Here is a 14,627-nt window from a genome sequence, read left to right as displayed (position 1 = left end):
AATCAACGACTCACAGCAATCGCCTGGTTGTTCATGATACGCGGAGTGAGAAACACCAACAGCTCGGATTTTGACTCCGAAACCACATCGCGCCGGAAAAGGCGGCCAACATACGGCACATCGCCTAAAAATGGCACCTTGTCGACGACTTTACTCTGCGTATTCGAGAACACGCCACCAATTACGATGGTCTCGCCATCGGCCACCAGCACCTTGGCGTTGACTTCGTTTTTCTTGATCGGTGGCACACCCAGCACCGTGTTCACGTAGTCAGGCTCATCTTTCGTGACCTTGACCTCCATGATGATGCGGTTGTCAGGCGTGATCTGCGGGGTCACTTCCAGGGACAGCGACGCCTCTTTGAACGACACCGACGTCGCGCCGCTGGAACTGGCCTCCTGATACGGCACTTCCGTACCTTTCAGGATTTTCGCGGTTTCCTTGTCCGAGGTAACGACCTTGGGCTGCGAGACCACTTCGCCGTTGCCGCTCTTCTCCATCGCCGTCAGTTCGAGATCGAGAATCGTGTTGTTAGTCAGGAAGCCCAGGCCGATCGACGAAGTGGCGTCGGTTACGCCCATGTCGACGTAAGGGCCATTGGTCGCCGAGGCGCCTGTCACCGTGCCACTGCCGCCGGTGGTGAAATTGCCCTTGCTGCTCGAACCACCCCAGCGCACGCCCAGAGACTTGTCGTAATCGACGTTGGCCTCGACGATGCGCGCCTCGATCATCACTTGGCGCACCGGAATGTCCAGTTGCGAAACGATGCGGCGCAGCTCGTCCAGACGGTCCTGGGTCTGGTAGGCAATGATGTTGTTGGTGCGCTCATCGACCGTAATCGAACCGCGCTCATCGGTCTTCGATTCAGCGCTGGTGACCGACTGGAACAGCTTGGCGATGTCGGCCGCCTTGGCGTAGTTAACCTGCAGCAACTCGCGACGCAGTGGGGCCAACTCGGAAATCTGCTTCAGGGACTCCAGCTCTTGACGCTCCCGCGCGGCGATCTCGTCGGCCGGACCGACCAGCAATACGTTGCCGATCTTGCGCTTGTCCAGGCCCTTGGTCTTGAGCACCAGATCCAGCGCCTGATCCCACGGTACGTTTTGCAGGCGAAGGGTGATGCCGCCCTGAACGGTGTCGCTGGCCACCAGATTGAGGTTGGTGAAATCAGCGATCAGTTGCAGCACCGAACGCACGTCTATGTCCTGGAAATTCAGCGACAGCTTCTCGCCGGTGTAGACCAGTTTTTCCGAATTGCGGCGCTCCTGATCTTCGTTGGTCAGGGGACGCACGCTGATGGTCAGCTTGTTATCGGTCTGGTAGGCGGAGTAGTCGAACGCGCCGGACGGCTCGATGGAAATACTGGCCTTGTCACCCGTGGCGCTGGAATTGACGAACTGCACCGGGGTCGCGAAATCCTTGACGTCCAGACGTACGCGCAGGGGTTCAGGCAACTGGGTTTTGGCGAAGTCGACGCGGATCTTGCCGCCCTGCTCCTGAATGTCCGGGGCAATGCCGGTGTCGCTCAGCTCGATGATGACGTTGCCTTCACCCAACTCGCCGCGCTGGAAGTCGACGTTTTTCACCGACCGTGGGCCTGGCGCGTACGAGCGGGCAACAGGTTTTGCCGATTGCGCGGCCGGCACACTCACTCGCGCCGCGCCCATGGCAGTACTTGGCTGCGAGCCCTGGGCCGCAGCAGCGCCCTGGCCCACGACGACGAACAGGTTGTTACCGTCGACACGCGAGCTATAGGGCGCGAGCGTGGTGAGGTTGATGATCACCCGCGTGCGGTCCTTGGCTTCGACGACCACAACGCTGTGGGCGTTGCCTGAACCCAGGTCACGGCTTTTGATCGCCAGTTGGCTGGTCACCCCAGGCAGGTCCAGCGCGATTCGTGCCGGCTGCTCGGTGGTGTAGCCGCGCGGCGCCGCCACCGGACCGTCGAAGGACAGTTTCAGTTCGACTCGATCCCCCGGCAATGCGGCGACATCCAGCGTCTTGAGGTTAGCCGCCTGGACAACCGGTGAAAGCATCGCCATCCCTAGCGACAGGCCGATAATCGAAAGAATCCTGTTCATGTTCACATTCCACCACTGTGCAGATCCGAAGGTGCTTCGCTTGCTTGCCGTCTTCATGAGCGTTCCTTGAGGGAAATACTGAGCGGTCGCTCAAGCCACGCGCCCTCTCCATCCGGAACGATTTCCATCACTTGCAACGCCGAGTCGGTGATCGCCGTGATCCGGCCATCGTTACGCCCCAGGTAATCGCCCACTTTCACCCGATGCACGCCCCCCGCTCCGCGAAGCAGCGCGAACGTGCCGGTTTCATTGCTCAACGTGCCGACCATTTCGAAGGAGTCGATGTTGAAGCCTTCGAGGAACTGCTTCACCCGCGTCGGATCAGGCTGCACCAGGTGCGAGCCCTTCGGACGGTTAACCAGATCGATCTTGATCGGCGGCTGAAACGGACTGCGCAAACTCGCCGCCGCATAGGTAAAGGCCTCATACGGCCGGAACTTGGGCATCGGCTCGATGGTGCCCACCGGCCGTGCGCGCACCTCGGCCATGAACTGCTTGAGATCGTCAAATTCGTTCGAGCTGTCGCAACCCGCCAGCCCCATCAGCGTGACGCCGACGCACAACCAACGCATCGCGCTCATTTCGCTGGCCCTTTCGTGTCAACGTTCTGAAGACCTTTGTCGTTATACCGGTAGGTCTTGGCAAGGATGCTCATGCGCAGCTTTCCGGGGGTCTTGGCGTCCAGCGGTTTGATCTCGAAGTCATGCAGCGTCACGATTCGTGGCAGGCTGGCGACGCCACTGGCGAAGGTCGCGAGGTCGTGATAACTGCCTGTCACGGTAATCTGGATCGGCAATTCAATATAAAACTGCTGAGCCTCTTCAGGGAGCAGCTTGATCTCCTCGAATTCCAGGCCGCTGCCCAGACCGGTGCGGGTGATGTCTTCAAGCAGGCCGGGGACTTCAGTGTCGCTCGGCAACTGCCGCAGCAAGGCGCCGAAGGTGTTTTCCATCTCCACCATCTGGCTCTTGTAGGCCGCGAGGTTGGCAGCCTGGTAGGCCTTGGTCGCGAACTGCTCTTTCAGCGCCGTCTCTTCGCCACGGGCCTGATCGAGCTGAGTCTGCATGTCCTGGATATAGAAGAAGTACCCACCGGCCAGCACCAGCGCCAGCAACAGCGCGCCGGCAATGGTCTTGACCGCAGCAGGCCATGAACCCAGGTTATTGATGTCCAGGTCGTTAAGGTCGATCTTTTTGAGGCTATCGAGCCAATCATTCATGCTCATGGCTTGACCCCCTCAACGGCTGGCTGCGTCTGGCGCACCGTCAACTGAAAGGTGTTGGTCTGATCCACGCCACCCGCCGCAGTGTTCGCCTTGACCTCGGTCAGACTCGGCGACTCCAGCCAGTCAGAGGCATCCAGATTCCGCAGCAGGTCCGACACCCGGTTATTGGATTCGGCAGCGCCGGAAATGCTGATCATCTGGCCGGTCATCTTCACGTCGTTGAAATAGACGCCATCGGGGAGGGTACGAGCCATCTGATCGAAGATGCGCCCGATGATCGGCCGGTTGCCCTGCAGGTCCTGAATGATCTTCATCCGCTCCAGCAATTGTTTGCGACGCGCCTTGAGCTCACTGATCTCTTTGATGCGCGCGTCGAGCTGGACGATTTCGGTCCTGACAAATTGATTGCGGGCGTTCTGATGGGCGATGGCACTGCTCAAATATTGATCAGCCAAAAGAATGGCGCCGATGCCCAGCACCAGCACACCGGCCAGCGCCAGAATGAAGCGCTTCTTGCGCTCCTCGCGCTGCTGCTCACGCCAGGGGAGTAAGTTGATCCGTGCCATCAGTCGAAGCTCCTCAGGGCCAGACCGCACGCGATCATCAGTGCAGGCGCATCGCTGGCGAGCGCGCCGGCGTTAACCTTGACACTCAGCGCCATGTCGGCAAAGGGGTTTGCCACCAGCGTTGGCGTGCCCAGGCGCTCCTGGATCAGCCGATCAAGACCGGAAATAGAGGCGGTGCCGCCGGCCAGCATGATGTAGTCGACGCGGTTGTACTGCCCGGCCGCGAAGAAAAACTGCAGCGAACGGGACACCTGCTGCACCACGGCGTCTTTGAACGGCTGCAGAACTTCCATGACGTAGTCGTCGGGGAGCCCGCCCTGCTTTTTCGCAAGCCCGGCCTCGCTGACGGACAAACCATAACGGCGCTGGATTTCTTCGGTGAGCTGGCGACCGCCAAATAATTGTTCGCGGGTATAAATGATGCGGCCGTTGTGCAGCACGCTGAGGGTGGTCATGGTCGCGCCGATGTCGATGACGGCGACGGTTAACTGCTCGTGGTCCTGACCCAACTGGGCAGACAGCAGACCGAACGAGCGCTCCAGGGCATAGGCTTCAACGTCGACGACGCGAGCGGTCAGCCCGGCCAGTGCCAGCGCGGCTTCGCGCACTTCTACGTTTTCCTTGCGGCAAGCGGCCAGCAATACTTCGACGCGTTCGGGATTACGCGTCGAGTAGCCTTGGACTTCGAAATCAATGGCGACTTCTTCCAGCGGATAGGGAATGTACTGGTCGGCCTCGATCTTGAGCTGGTTTTCCATCTCGTCGTCGGAAAGGCCTGCGTCCATCTCGATGGTCTTGGTGATAACAGCCGAACCTGCAACGGCAACCGCCGCGATTTTGACGTTACTCTTGGCTTTTACCAGCAGACGCGTCAAAGCACTGCCGACACCTTCGAGCTCCGCGATGTTCTTTTCGACCACTGCGTTGGCCGGCAGCGGTTCAACCGCATAAGACTCGACCTTGTAACGGTTGCCGGACCGACTTAGCTCCAGGAGCTTGACCGAGGTGGAGCTAATATCGATCCCTAGAAGGGTGTTGGCCTTCTTACTGAAGAGTTCGAACACAACCGATTCCCTATGCGTTTCCGTCACTTACGGATGATTTCTAGTCCAGTGCCACTGTCGGCTGACTTGACAGTAGCGCAAATAACGCTCGACGACGAAAAATGCTTATAATGCCCAGCGTTTTTTTCGTGTAGCGAAGCTTCAAGGCGTGTTCATTTGTAAATGCCTGCGTCTAACTCATTCTTTTTTCTGGAAATCCAAAAGCCTTGATACGCCTGCTGAAGTTTGTCTGGTGGTCCATCGTCGCGGTCGTCTGCGGGCTGGTGCTCGGCCTGAGCGGCGCCTTCCTCTACCTGGCCCCGAACCTGCCCTCGGTCGATGCGCTGCGCAATATCCAGCTGCAGATCCCGCTGCGAGTGTTCAGCAGCGACGGCAAGCTGATTGCAGAGTTCGGCGAAATGCGCCGCTCTCCTATCCGTTTCGCCGACATTCCCCCCAATTTCATTAACGCCTTGCTGTCTGCCGAAGACGATAACTTCGAGAACCACTACGGCGTGGACCCGAGCAGCCTGATGCGCGCGGCCAGCCAGCTGGTCAAGAGCGGTCACATTCAGTCCGGCGGCTCGACCATCACCATGCAGGTCGCGAAAAACTATTTCCTGACCAGCGAGCGCAGTTTTTCGCGCAAAACCACCGAGATTCTCTTGGCCTTGCAAATCGAGCGCCAACTTACCAAGGACGAGATTCTCGAGCTGTACGTCAACAAGATCTATCTGGGTAACCGGGCTTACGGCATCGAGGCCGCAGCGCAGGTTTACTACGGCAAATCCATCCGCGACCTGAGCGTTGCGCAGATGGCAATGATTGCCGGCCTGCCCAAGGCGCCGTCACGATTCAACCCACTGGCCAACCCGGTGCGCGCCAAAGAGCGCCGCGACTGGATTCTGGGCCGCATGTTCAAGCTGGGGAAAATCGACCAGAACACCTACCAGACCGCCCTTGTCGAGCCGATCAACGCCAGCTACCACGTTCAGAGCCCTGAAGTGAATGCGCCGTATATCGCTGAAATGGCGCGCGCCGAAATGGTGGGTCGTTATGGCAGCGCAGCCTACACAGAAGGCTTCCGGGTCACCACTACCGTGCCGAGCGGCTTGCAGGAAGACGCCAACAAGGCGGTGCAGGACGGCCTGATCGAATACGACCAGCGCCATGGCTATCGCGGGCCTGAGAGCCGATTCCCCGGCCTGACCCGCGAGGGCTGGGTGCAGGAACTGAGCAAACAGCGTCCGATCAGCGGTCTGGAGCCGGCCATCGTCACCCAAGTCGACAAGACCGGCATTCGCGTACTGACCCGCAGCGACGAGAACGAAGAAACCGTCGCCTGGGACAGCATGAAGTGGGCCAAGGCGTTCCTGAACACCAACAGCGTCGGTGCCAATCCCAAGCAGCCTGGCGATGTGGCCCATGTCGGCGATCTGGTGCGTTTGCAGCGTCAGCCGGACAACTCGCTCAAGTTCAGCCAGCTTCCGGTGGCGCAGAGCGCGCTGGTTTCGCTGGATCCGCAGAACGGCGCGATTCGCGCGCTGGTCGGCGGTTTCGCGTTCGAGCAGAGCAACTACAACCGGGCAATGCAGGCCAAGCGTCAGCCGGGCTCCAGCTTCAAACCGTTCCTGTACTCGGCAGCGCTGGATAACGGCTACACCGCCGCCAGCCTGGTCAACGACGCGCCGATCGTGTTCGTTGACGAAACCATCGACAAGGTCTGGCGCCCGAAGAACGACACGGGCACCTTCCTCGGTCCGATTCGGCTGCGCGAGGCGTTGTACAAGTCGCGTAACCTCGTGTCGATCCGCCTGCTGCAAAGCCTGGGCGTGAACACGGCCATCAACTACATCACGCGCTTTGGCTTCAACAAACAGGACTTGCCGCCCAACCTGTCCCTGGCCCTGGGCACAGCCACCCTGACGCCGATGGAAATCGTCGGCGGCTGGAGTGCGTTTGCCAACGGCGGCTACAAGATCAGCCCGTACCTCATCCAGAAGATTGAGGACCGTGAAGGCAAAACCCTGTTCGTCGCCAACCCGCCGACGGTGCCCGCCAATGACCCGAATCCGAAAGCGGTCAGCGAAGCGGCCATCAGCAGCGCATCGACCTATGCAGCGCCAGACACGCCACCGCTGACTGCCAACGTTGTGCCGAACGCACTGGATACTTCGGGCGCAGCGCCGGCCCCGGTGGTCGCGGAGCGGATTGTTGACGGTCGTACGGTTTACATCCTTAACAGCATGCTGCAGGACGTGATCAAGCGCGGCACCGGTCGCCGCGCCCTGGCCATGAACCGTCCGGACATCGCAGGCAAAACCGGTACCACCAACGAATCGAAAGATGCGTGGTTCACGGGATACAACGCTGACTACGTGACCACGGTCTGGACCGGTTTCGATCAGCCTGAAAGCCTCGGTCGTCATGAGTTCGGCGGCACGGTCGCGCTGCCGATCTGGATGAAGTACATGAGCGCCGCGCTGAAGGACAAGCCACCACACGTTCAGGCAGAACCGGACGGCATCCTTAGCCTGCGCATCGATCCGGTCAGTGGCCGCTCTGCGACGCCGAGCACGCCGGGTGCGTTCTTCGAGCTGTTCAAGAGCGAAGACACGCCGCCTAGTGTGAACGAACTCGGCGGCAGCCCACCCCCAGGCAGCCCGCTGCCAGCGGACGAATCGGCGCCGATCGATCTTTTCTAGTGGGGCGTAGATCAGTAGGAGATTGATCCTCAGGCATCAACACCATCCATGTGGGAGCGAGCTTGCTCGCGAAAAGGCTGGAACATCCGCTACCTCTTCAGCGGCTGAAGCAACCGTATTCGTGAGCAAGCTCACTCCCACAAGGATTTCGTATCCTGAACAAGGGTGTTGTGCCCCGCCGGACGGCAAAACGAACGCCCATAAAAAAACCCAGCACTTGGCTGGGTTTTTTATGGGCGCTGCTATCAGCCGTTGAACACTTCATCCACGCTCTTCAGCGGGTAGTGCTTTGGATACGGCAGGGTCGCGACACCGCTCTCGATGGCTGCCTTGGCAACTGCATCAGAGATCAAGCCCAACAGGCGTGCGTCCATTGGTTTCGGGATGATGTACTCACGACCGAATTCCAGGGCGATGCCGCCGTAGGCGTCGCAGACTTCCTGAGGCACCGGCAGCTTGGCCAGTTCGCGCAGGGCGTTGGCCGCTGCGATCTTCATCTCTTCGTTGATGCGCTTGGCGCGAACGTCCAGTGCGCCACGGAAGATGAACGGGAAGCCCAGCACGTTGTTGACCTGGTTCGGGTAGTCCGAACGGCCGGTCGCCATGATCACGTCGTTGCGGGTGGCGTGAGCCAGTTCCGGCGAGATTTCCGGATCCGGGTTCGAGCAGGCGAACACGATCGGATTGGCCGCCATCGATTTCAGGCCTTCAGCGCTCAGCAGGTTCGGACCGGACAGACCGACGAACACGTCAGCGCCTTCCAGTGCATCGGCCAGCGTGCGCTTGTCGGTGGTGTGAGCGAACTGGGCCTTGTACTGGTTCAGATCGGTACGTCCGTCGTGAACCACGCCGCTACGGTCGATCATGAAAATGTTTTCGATCTTCGCGCCCATGCTCACCAGCAACTTCATGCAGGAGATGGCCGCAGCGCCAGCGCCCAGGCAGACGATCTTCGCCGTTTCCAGAGTTTTGCCAGCGATTTCCAGCGCGTTGATCATGCCGGCCGCGGTAACGATCGCGGTGCCGTGCTGGTCATCGTGGAAAACCGGAATGTCGCATTGCTCGATCAGCGCCTTTTCGATTTCGAAGCACTCAGGTGCCTTGATGTCTTCCAGGTTGATGCCGCCGAAGGTGATGGAGATGCGTCGCACGGTGTCGATGAAGGCCTGCGGGCTTTCCGAGTCGACTTCGATATCGAACACGTCGATACCGGCAAAGCGCTTGAACAGCACACCCTTGCCTTCCATGACCGGCTTGGAGGCGAGAGGCCCGAGGTTACCCAGACCCAGAATCGCGGTGCCATCAGAGATCACCGCTACCAGGTTGCCTTTGCCGGTGTACTTGTAGGCAAGTTCCGGATCGCGACCGATTTCGCGGACCGGCTCAGCCACACCCGGGCTGTAAGCCAGCGACAGATCGCGAGCGGTTGCAGTGGCTTTGGTGAGCTCGACGCTGAGTTTCCCGGGACGGGGATGAGCGTGGTATTCGAGAGCGGCAGTTTTCAAATCTGACATGGGGGCATTCCGCTTTTTTGCTGTTGGACAGACGGACCGCCGAGCATACGCAAGTCATAAAGTCCTAACAAGACTGGCGGGTCACCTGTGTCAAGAGGCCGCATCTACGACTTTCAGAGTAGAGACGCAGAACACAAGGCCTCCAGCGACGACAATCCTGACCAGAACTGTCTACAATTTATTTATTGACTGTATCCAACATTGCGGGATGAGTGATCGGCATCATCCAGCGAGGCTGACCTGATTTAAGCCCGCCCCTGCGCGAACGATCGACCACCCAGCCACGCGCCTCGATTCGCTGACCTTTCAACCGCTGCAGCGCGGCAGTGTCGAACTGGCCGAGCAGCCTGGGCGCAATGCGCAGCACCAGCGCATCGCCGAATTCGATCCACAGGCCGCCGCCATTGCGCTGCACGCTGGTCACGCGCCCAGTGACCAGCGCAAACCCGCCCGTGCTGATCTGCTCGACCGGCTGAACCGGCGAGTTGCGCCACAGGCCCCGTCCGGCCTGGCGTGCTGACGTCTCTGCGGCCTGCTGGCAGCTCACCAGTGCAACGTTAGGGGAGACTGCGACGAGATAGCCTAGGCCTTCCGCCAGCAGTTGCGCCTCGAGATTGGCGCCATCGCGGCCATAGACGTTGGCGAGGGTGCGTCCGTAGTGATCGGTCGGCTCTTCACCGACACGTAGCCTGACCTGCCCGTCACTGGCATCCACCAATGCCTGCAAACGACGCTTGGCCGCTTCGGCAAACGGCTGGGCGGACTGGCCCTTTTTGCCGGTTTCTGGCGTATTCAGGCCAATCATGCGAACGCTGCGACCATCGCTCAGGCGCACCGTGTCGCCATCGACCACTTGCTGCACCTGAACCACAGGCAGAGACGGCGGCGCAGGGCACAAGGCCTGGGCCTCCGAAAGCCAAATCGCAGACATAAAAAAGGCGCCCGCGAGGGACGCCTTTTTAAGCAGCCTGGAGAAACGCATCGGCGACTCCAGAACGGCCAACCTTACTCTGCAGCAGCAGGAGCTTTGGTAGGACCGAACGCACCGAAGCGCGACTTGAACTTGTCGACACGACCGCCGACGTCCAGAGTTTTTTGCTTGCCGGTGTAGAACGGGTGGCACTCGTTGCACACGTCCAGGCTCAGAGGCTTGGCCAGTGTGGAACGGGTTTTGATGACATTGCCGCAGCTGCAGGTTGCGTCAATGGCTTCGTAAACTGGATGGATATCAGCTTTCATGGGTATTTCCTCAGGCTATCGTGCCGCCACCCAACACTATTGTTGAATACCGCACGGAATTAGGCCGCGCATATTAACAGACAACGCCAATCACGCAAGGGAACGTTCACGCCGGTCGTCTGCTAAGATCGCGCCCTTCGTCATACTCCGTAACAGGATATCCCCCGCGTGCCCGACGCCATCTTGCGCCTCGCCCTGCCCTCGCCGCTGCGTCGCCTGTTCGACTACCTTGCCCCCGCAGGTGTGGCGCGCAGTACCTTGCAGCCAGGGATGCGCCTGCGCGTGCCGTTCGGCCGTCGGGAAATGATCGGCGTGCTGGTGGAAGTCGTCGATCACAGCGACGTGCCGGCCGACAAGCTCAAGCCGGCCATTGCCGTGCTGGATGCCGAAGCGCCGCTGCCGCCTGCATTATTCAAGCTGTGCCTGTGGACGGCCCAGTATTACCAGCACAGCCTGGGCGACACGTTCAGCTGGGCGTTGCCGGTGTTGCTGCGCCAAGGGGAACCTGCGGAAGCGCGGCAGGAGCGGTTCTGGCACGCAGCCCCGGACGCCAGCGTCGATGACCCGCGCATCGCCCGGGCGCCGAAACAAAAGGAAGCGCTGCGCACCCTGGCCCAGCATCCCCACGGCGTGGCTCATCAGTTGCTGAGCAAGCTGATGCTCAACCGGGACAGCCTGAACTTGCTGCTCGCCAAAGGATTGGTGACCGTCGAGGTGCGCGGTCATGGCCCCGTCGAGCGGCACGAGCACTGGCTGGCGCAGCCGGAATTGCCGCTCAACACCGAGCAACGGGCCGCCTATGAAGCCATTCGGTCGGGGTTCGGCAGCTTTCACGCCTCACTGCTGGCGGGGGTCACCGGCAGTGGCAAGACCGAGGTTTATCTGCAGCTCATCCGCGAGACGCTGGAAGCGGGCAAGCAGGCGCTGGTGCTGATTCCGGAGATCAACCTTGGCCCGCAGACCCTCGCGCGCTTCGAGCAGCGTTTCAACGCGCGCATCGCGCTGCTGCATTCGGCGGTCAACGATCGCGATCGGCTGGACGCCTGGCTGGCAGCACGCGATGGCGAAGCCGACATCATCATCGGCACCCGCTCGGCGCTGTTCACCCCCATGAAAAACCCCGGGCTGATCATCATCGACGAGGAGCACGACGGCTCCTATAAACAGCAGGAAGGCCTGCGCTATCACGCCCGGGACCTGGCGCTGGTGAGGGCGCATCAGGAGGACATCCCGATCGTGCTCGGCTCGGCGACGCCTTCGCTCGAAAGCCTGCACAACGCCCACACCGGTCGGTACGCGCTCCTGCGCCTGAATCAGCGCGCAGGCGGTGCGCAGCAACCTCGCTTCCTGCGGCTGGATGTGAAAAGTCGTCCCCTCGACAGCGGCATCTCGGGCCCCATGCAGCAAGCCATCGCCCAGACCCTGGCGGCGGGCCAGCAAGTGCTGGTGTTCCTCAATCGCCGCGGGTTTGCCCCTACTCTGCTGTGTCACGACTGTGGCTGGTTGTCGGAATGCCCCCGTTGCGACGCGCGCATGACCGTTCACCAGCGCTCGGGCGAGCTGCGGTGTCACCACTGCGGCCATGTCGAGCGGGTGCCACGCAATTGCCCGGCATGCGGCAAGGTTGATCTGCGCCCCGTGGGTGCAGGGACCGAACGTGCCGAGGAGCGGCTGGCGATTCTGTTCCCCGACTACCCGGTGTTGCGCGTCGATCGCGACAGCACTTCGCGCAAGGACGCAATGAATCAGCTGTTTGCGACCATCCAGAAAGGCCAGCCGTGCATTCTGGTGGGCACCCAGATGCTCGCCAAAGGGCATCACTTCCCGCGTGTGACGCTGGTGTCGATTCTCGACGCCGATGGCGGGCTGTTCTCCGGTGACTTCCGCGCCAGCGAGCGCATGGCGCAATTGATTGTGCAGGTCGCAGGCAGGGCGGGGCGCGCCGAAGAGCCGGGCAAGGTGATCATCCAGACCCACCTGGCCGACCATCCTTTATTGATTCAACTCACCGAGCAGGGTTATTTCGCCTTTGCCGAGCAGGCGCTGAGCGAACGTCGCGCCGCCGGGCTGCCGCCGTTTTCACACCTGGCGCTGTTGCGCGCGGAAGCGCACAAGCCGGGTCAGGCCGAAGGGTTTCTTGACGAAGCCTGCACCGAAGCCGAGCGGTTATTGAAGGACATGGCGCTGGGCGGCATCGAGCTGCTGGGTCCGGTCCCGGCGCCGATGGAACGACGCGCCGGACGCTATCGCGCTCAGTTGCTGGTCCAGGCCAACGCCCGCGCGCCACTGCACAAGCTGCTCGCGACCTGGCTGCTGACGCTGGAAAACATGCCGAGCGGGCGCCAGGTCAGATGGTCGCTGGACGTGGACCCGGTGGACCTTTATTGATTCGCATCGATTGACCGCGCATCCAGCGCGGTTGGCAAGGCGGCTCCGGCCACGGATAATGCCCAGTTTTTCCACCCGCGCATCCAGGCGCGGCCGCGCTTGCGGTCGAAAGAGAGCACCATGAAAGACACCATCCGCCAGCTGATTCAACAGGCTCTGAGCCAACTCGTCACCGATGGCGTCTTGCCGGAAGGGCTGACGCCGGCGATTCAGGTGGAGAACGCCAAGGACAAGAAAAACGGCGACTTCGCCAGCAATATCGCCATGATGCTGGCCAAGCCTGCCGGCTTGAAACCTCGCGATCTGGCCGAGAAAATCGTCGCCGCGCTGCCCGCCGACGAGCAGATCACCCAGGTCGACATCGCCGGCCCCGGCTTCCTCAATTTTTTCCAGAACACCCAGGCCCTGGCTTCGCGCCTCGACGAAGCGCTGGCCGACGCGACCCTGTCCGTGCGCAAGAACGGCCCTGCTCAACGCGTTGTGGTCGACCTGTCCGCGCCGAACCTGGCCAAAGAGATGCACGTCGGCCACTTGCGCTCGACCATCATTGGCGACGGCGTGGCCAGCGTTCTTGAGTTCCTTGGCGACACCGTGATCCGTCAGAACCACGTGGGCGACTGGGGCACCCAGTTCGGCATGCTGCTGGCCTATTTGCAGGAAACCCCGGCGACCAGCGACGAGCTGGCTGACCTCGAAAACTTCTACCGCGCCGCCAAGGGCCGTTTCGACGAGTCCGAAGAGTTCGCCGAGCGCGCACGTGGGCTGGTGGTCAAGCTGCAAGCGGGCGACGCCGAGTGCCTGAGCCTGTGGACGCGCTTCAAGGACATCTCCCTGTCTCACTGTCAGGAAGTGTACGAACGCCTGAACGTCAAGCTCACGCCGAAGGACGTCATGGGCGAAAGCGCCTACAACGACGACCTCGCCAATGTGGTCGCTGACCTGAAGAAAGCCGGCCTGCTGGTTGAGAGCAACGGCGCGCAATGTGTGTTTCTTGAAGAATTCAAAACCGCTGAAGGCACGCCGCTGCCGGTGATCGTGCAAAAGGCCGGTGGCGGTTATCTGTATGCCACCACCGACCTCGCCGCCATTCGCTACCGCAGCAACGTGCTGAAAGCCGATCGCGCGCTGTATTTCGTCGATCAGCGTCAGGCCCTGCACTTCCAGCAGGTCTTCGAAGTGGCGCGCCGCGCAGGCTTCGTCACCAACGGCATGCAGATGGAGCACATGGGCTTCGGCACCATGAATGGCGCCGATGGCCGTCCGTTCAAGACCCGCGACGGCGGCACGGTCAAGCTGGTCGACCTGCTCGACGAAGCCGAAGAACGCGCCTACACGCTGGTGAAAGAGAAAAACCCGGACGTCGCCGAAGACGAGTTGCGCTCGATCGCCAAGGCCGTGGGCATCAGCGCGGTGAAATACGCCGACCTATCCAAGCATCGCGCCAGCGACTACAGCTTCAACTTCGACCAGATGCTCAGCTTCGAAGGCAACACCGCGCCTTACCTGCTGTACGCCTACACCCGTGTGGCCGGCGTATTCCGCAAGCTCGAAGAAAAGGGCGAAACCTTCGACGCGAGCCAGGGCCAAATCATCCTGGACGCACCTCAGGAGCAAGACCTGGCCGCGCGTCTGGCGCAGTTCGGCGAGACCGTCAACACCGTCGCCGACAAGGGCACGCCCCATGTGCTCTGCGCCTATGTGTACGACCTCGCCGGTCTGTTCTCCAGTTTCTACGAGAACTGCCCGATCCTGGCGGCAGAAAGCCCTGAACAACAGCAAAGCCGTCTGCGCCTCGCCGCCCTGACCGGTCGCACCCTCAAGCAAGGCCTGCAGTTGCTGGGTCTGGACACTCTGGAGCGTATGTAA

Annotated in this window: 12 protein-coding genes; 3 read left to right on the top strand and 9 right to left on the bottom strand. The window is 61.0% G+C overall.

The annotated features are described in order from the left end of the window. Positions 1–2: 2 nt before the first annotated feature. The 5 genes from pilQ to QWI18_RS05095 are packed head-to-tail and all read right to left on the bottom strand — an operon-like array spanning position 3 to position 4,936. Entirely contained in the window at positions 3–2,081 is a 2,079-nt protein-coding gene (pilQ, locus tag QWI18_RS05115) for a type IV pilus secretin PilQ (RefSeq protein WP_065986738.1), read from the bottom strand. A 53-nt stretch (positions 2,082–2,134) separates the two neighbouring features. After that, a complete protein-coding gene (locus tag QWI18_RS05110; protein ID WP_369318331.1) occupies positions 2,135–2,662 on the bottom strand; it encodes a pilus assembly protein PilP in 528 nt (175 codons plus the stop codon). Next, complete coding sequence (gene pilO / locus QWI18_RS05105; protein WP_296314724.1) at positions 2,659–3,306, bottom strand: type 4a pilus biogenesis protein PilO; 648 nt, start codon at positions 3,304–3,306, stop codon at positions 2,659–2,661. The genes QWI18_RS05110 and pilO overlap by 4 nt, the downstream gene beginning before the upstream one ends. Next, on the bottom strand, positions 3,303–3,872 hold the full coding sequence (locus QWI18_RS05100; protein ID WP_192130910.1) for a PilN domain-containing protein: 570 nt from the start codon (positions 3,870–3,872) through the stop codon (positions 3,303–3,305). The genes pilO and QWI18_RS05100 overlap by 4 nt, the downstream gene beginning before the upstream one ends. Beyond that, the gene (locus QWI18_RS05095) at positions 3,872–4,936 is read right to left on the bottom strand and encodes a pilus assembly protein PilM (RefSeq protein ID WP_065986628.1); all 1,065 of its coding nucleotides are present in this window, start codon (positions 4,934–4,936) and stop codon (positions 3,872–3,874) included. The genes QWI18_RS05100 and QWI18_RS05095 overlap by 1 nt, the downstream gene beginning before the upstream one ends. Before the next feature lie 206 nt (positions 4,937–5,142). On the opposite strand from QWI18_RS05095, the gene QWI18_RS05090 reads away from it, so the two are divergent. Further along, positions 5,143–7,620: a penicillin-binding protein 1A gene (locus tag QWI18_RS05090; RefSeq protein WP_369318330.1), complete on the top strand. Its 2,478-nt coding sequence runs from the start codon at positions 5,143–5,145 to the stop codon at positions 7,618–7,620. Between the two features lie 245 nt (positions 7,621–7,865). Here QWI18_RS05090 and QWI18_RS05085 read toward each other — a convergent pair whose 3' ends face one another. The 3 genes from QWI18_RS05085 to rpmE all read right to left on the bottom strand — a co-directional run bounded on the left by QWI18_RS05085 (position 7,866) and on the right by rpmE (position 10,373). Then, the gene (locus QWI18_RS05085) at positions 7,866–9,134 is read right to left on the bottom strand and encodes a malic enzyme-like NAD(P)-binding protein (protein WP_065986631.1); all 1,269 of its coding nucleotides are present in this window, start codon (positions 9,132–9,134) and stop codon (positions 7,866–7,868) included. A gap of 178 nt (positions 9,135–9,312) precedes the next feature. Further along, positions 9,313–10,116: a thermonuclease family protein gene (locus QWI18_RS05080; RefSeq protein WP_369318329.1), complete on the bottom strand. Its 804-nt coding sequence runs from the start codon at positions 10,114–10,116 to the stop codon at positions 9,313–9,315. 23 nt (positions 10,117–10,139) lie between these two features. Beyond that, complete coding sequence (gene rpmE, locus QWI18_RS05075) at positions 10,140–10,373, bottom strand: 50S ribosomal protein L31 (protein WP_065986634.1); 234 nt, start codon at positions 10,371–10,373, stop codon at positions 10,140–10,142. A 168-nt stretch (positions 10,374–10,541) separates the two neighbouring features. Between rpmE and QWI18_RS05070 the strand changes: the two genes are divergently transcribed. Next, on the top strand, positions 10,542–12,761 hold the full coding sequence (locus QWI18_RS05070) for a primosomal protein N' (protein WP_296310013.1): 2,220 nt from the start codon (positions 10,542–10,544) through the stop codon (positions 12,759–12,761). Here QWI18_RS05070 and QWI18_RS05065 read toward each other — a convergent pair. Next, positions 12,755–12,883 (bottom strand): hypothetical protein, encoded by a 129-nt coding sequence (locus QWI18_RS05065; RefSeq protein ID WP_274605108.1) that lies wholly within the window; start codon positions 12,881–12,883, stop codon positions 12,755–12,757. The genes QWI18_RS05070 and QWI18_RS05065 overlap by 7 nt on opposite strands. On the opposite strand from QWI18_RS05065, the gene argS reads away from it, so the two are divergent. Further along, the gene (argS, locus tag QWI18_RS05060) at positions 12,882–14,627 is read left to right on the top strand and encodes an arginine--tRNA ligase (RefSeq protein WP_296310018.1); all 1,746 of its coding nucleotides are present in this window, start codon (positions 12,882–12,884) and stop codon (positions 14,625–14,627) included. The genes QWI18_RS05065 and argS overlap by 2 nt on opposite strands.

Source organism: Pseudomonas sp. W2Oct36 (assembly GCF_041060465.1).
GTDB lineage: Bacteria > Pseudomonadota > Gammaproteobacteria > Pseudomonadales > Pseudomonadaceae > Aquipseudomonas > Aquipseudomonas graminis_B.
This window is presented reverse-complemented; position numbering and strand designations above follow the sequence as displayed.

Bases quoted from the DNA above. Each gene is read 5' to 3' on its own strand.
- QWI18_RS05100 (WP_192130910.1), bottom strand. From the start codon at position 3,872: ATGGCACGGATCAACTTACTCCCCTGGCGTGAGCAGCAGCGCGAGGAG.
- QWI18_RS05085 (WP_065986631.1), bottom strand. From the start codon at position 9,134: ATGTCAGATTTGAAAACTGCCGCTCTCGAATACCACGCTCATCCCCGT.
- pilQ (WP_065986738.1), bottom strand. From the start codon at position 2,081: ATGAACAGGATTCTTTCGATTATCGGCCTGTCGCTAGGGATGGCGATG.
- pilO (WP_296314724.1), bottom strand. From the start codon at position 3,306: ATGAGCATGAATGATTGGCTCGATAGCCTCAAAAAGATCGACCTTAAC.
- QWI18_RS05110 (WP_369318331.1), bottom strand. From the start codon at position 2,662: ATGAGCGCGATGCGTTGGTTGTGCGTCGGCGTCACGCTGATGGGGCTG.
- rpmE (WP_065986634.1), bottom strand. From the start codon at position 10,373: ATGAAAGCTGATATCCATCCAGTTTACGAAGCCATTGACGCAACCTGC.
- QWI18_RS05080 (WP_369318329.1), bottom strand. From the start codon at position 10,116: ATGCGTTTCTCCAGGCTGCTTAAAAAGGCGTCCCTCGCGGGCGCCTTT.
- argS (WP_296310018.1), top strand. From the start codon at position 12,882: ATGAAAGACACCATCCGCCAGCTGATTCAACAGGCTCTGAGCCAACTC.
- QWI18_RS05065 (WP_274605108.1), bottom strand. From the start codon at position 12,883: ATGGTGCTCTCTTTCGACCGCAAGCGCGGCCGCGCCTGGATGCGCGGG.